3 protein-coding genes and 1 pseudogene are annotated in these 2,227 nt (G+C 72.4%); 2 read left to right on the top strand and 2 right to left on the bottom strand.

Features of this window, described 5'->3' with window-relative positions:
* Positions 1-209, top strand: a pseudogene (locus RH94_RS20200) (hypothetical protein); the annotation flags it as partial.
* Between the two features lie 75 nt (positions 210-284).
* Positions 285-977, top strand: coding sequence for a hypothetical protein (locus RH94_RS20195; protein WP_073948927.1), 693 nt, complete (start codon positions 285-287; stop codon positions 975-977).
* A gap of 169 nt (positions 978-1,146) precedes the next feature.
* On the opposite strand, the gene RH94_RS20190 is transcribed toward RH94_RS20195, so the two are convergent.
* Both RH94_RS20190 and RH94_RS43985 read right to left on the bottom strand, forming a co-directional pair.
* Entirely contained in the window at positions 1,147-1,968 is an 822-nt protein-coding gene (locus tag RH94_RS20190; RefSeq protein ID WP_073946049.1) for a DUF317 domain-containing protein, read from the bottom strand.
* Between the two features lie 15 nt (positions 1,969-1,983).
* Complete coding sequence (locus tag RH94_RS43985; protein WP_079189119.1) at positions 1,984-2,214, bottom strand: hypothetical protein; 231 nt, start codon at positions 2,212-2,214, stop codon at positions 1,984-1,986.
* Positions 2,215-2,227: the final 13 nt, after the last annotated feature.

Here is a 2,227-nt window from a genome sequence, read left to right as displayed (position 1 = left end):
TGGACGACGAGGTCGTCGCCTGCGCCGAGTGCGGGACGTACCGCGACTGGCTCATCATCTCCACCCGCGGCCAGGTGTGGCTGCGCTGCCGTGCCGGGCACCAGCAACTCGAAACGCGTCTCGGCACCGCCTGGTTCAACCGGCACTCCGGCCCCTCGGACGCGACGCACGCGACGTTCGAGGACTGCCTGCGGCACCTCGGCCACTGACCGCCTCCCCTACGACCCCACCGGGCCCGTCGGCCCGCACTGCCCAACTGTCACCCAGCACCAAGGGGTCCTGCCATGCGCGTCCGTATCGCCACCACCATCCTCGGCCTCACCGCCGTCACCGTCTTCGCCCTGCCGGCCTGCTCCACCCACTCCAATGAGCCCCGGCCCGTCTCCTCCGCCGACGCCGGCATTCCGGCGAACAACGGACAGCAGACGACGCCGCTGTCGTCGGCCGCGCTGGAGCTCTTGCTTCTCGACGAGAGCGACCTGGGCGCCGGCTGCACGCGCAAGCCCGAGGGCACCACGCAGCACGACGATGTGACGGTGCTCGGCTGCCCCGCCCTCAACCAGCTGGGCGGTGACGCGGCCACCGCAGGCTCGCTCGACTTCCCCCGCCAGGCGAAGGCGTCCTTCACCTACACGGCCGGCACCAGCTCGGAGGTCTCGGAGGAGCTGTACAGCGACAGCGCCGACAAGCTCTCCGACGGCACCGAGCGGATCTTCGACGCGATGACCGGCTGCCCGCAGTACCAGGTTCTGGTAGGCAGCAACGCGATCGACGTCGCCACCCGGAAGACGTCCGCGCCCCAGCTCGGCGACGAGCGCTGGAGCCGGCTGCTCACCTTCTCCGTCGGCGGACAGGAGAGCGTCGTCAAGCAGACCGCGGTCCGCACCGGAAACCTGCTGCTGATCGTCTCCGGCTCACCCGCCCTCGTCGACCGGCACCTCGGCCAGGCTCTCGCCAAGGCGACAGCAGCCCGCTGACACTCCTCCGTATGCCACGGCGCCCCCGGTCACGCGAACGACCGGGGGCGCCGTGGTTGTACCTGACCCTTCGGCGACAGCCCGAGACAGTGAGCGATCAGTCCGGAACACCACGAAGCCCGGCCTCCCGAAGCGGGAGGCCGGGCTTATGTGCGCGGTGTTCCTGCGCTCAGCCGGCCGGGGCGCGCAGGAGTCGGTCCCGCGTGCTCTCGGGCAGCACCCGGCGCAGGACCGGGACGGTGGAGCTGAGGGAGGCGGCGAAGACCGCGACAAGGTCGTGCGGCACGCTGGCGCCGAAGGACGCGGCCCACAAAAAGGGCGCGCCCAGTGCAGGCTGCGCCCATGCCTGCCATCCGGCGGGTCCCGTCTCGTCCGCCTCGACGATCAGGACGCGGGGGTCGGCGTCCTGGATCAGGGGCGGCACCTCGCCGAGGCTGAGGTGAGAGGTGAACGTCGGGTCCGCCGCGCCAGCGTCGGGCTGGTCGACGTCGCGGAGCCAGCCGTGGGCCGTGACGGCATCGAGGACCAGCCCAGGCCCGGTATACGCGGCGGTGGGGTCGTCGCGGGCGTCGAGCGCGAGGAGGAAGTCGGCGAGAACCTCGCCCGGCACATCCAGGGTGAAGTAGGCGGACCACTGCGCAAGGGGCGCAGTCCCGTCCCGGCGGGCGGAGATCTGCCACGCGATCGGCAGGTCGCCCAGGTGGAACGGCTCGTCGGGCGGCATCCACTGCGCCCACCGGAGGGTGTCGGGGCTGATGTGGAGCACGGTGCTGCGCAGGACCTGCCGGTCCTCCAGGGCATCGTCGGGCTCCTGACGTCCGCGGACGATCGCGAGGCTGGTCCAGCCGAGGCCGGCGAGCGTGTCCGCGACGACGTCGTAGAGACGTCCGTCGTCACCGGCCAGGTGCCGGGGGCCGACCCGGTACGCGGACCGGGTGCCGCTTGGGGTGGGCGGGTCGAGCGGGGAGTTGCGGTTCAGGGGCGCCTCCAAGGACTGCGTACGGGGTTACTGCCCGCCAGCGGGGCGGGCAGCACGGCGGGGGCGGCGCGGGGGCGCCTGGACGGGAGCCTGCCAGGCGAGGGCGACGGCCACCTCCGGCGGCAGGTGACCAGGCTGTGTGTCCGCGTTCCGGCTCTCGGCTGGATACACGACAGGGCGCTCGGCCCGATCCGTGGCCTCGACGACCCGCTCGAGGCGGTGCTCCATCGGGAAGAACGGGTTCATGGCCAGCCGCAGGGGCGAGGCCGGA

The organism is Streptomyces kebangsaanensis, assembly GCF_001906585.1.
GTDB classification, from domain to species: Bacteria; Actinomycetota; Actinomycetes; order Streptomycetales; family Streptomycetaceae; genus Streptomyces; species Streptomyces kebangsaanensis.
The sequence above is the reverse complement of the archived record's forward strand: the minus strand, read 5'-3'. Positions and strand labels throughout refer to the sequence as shown.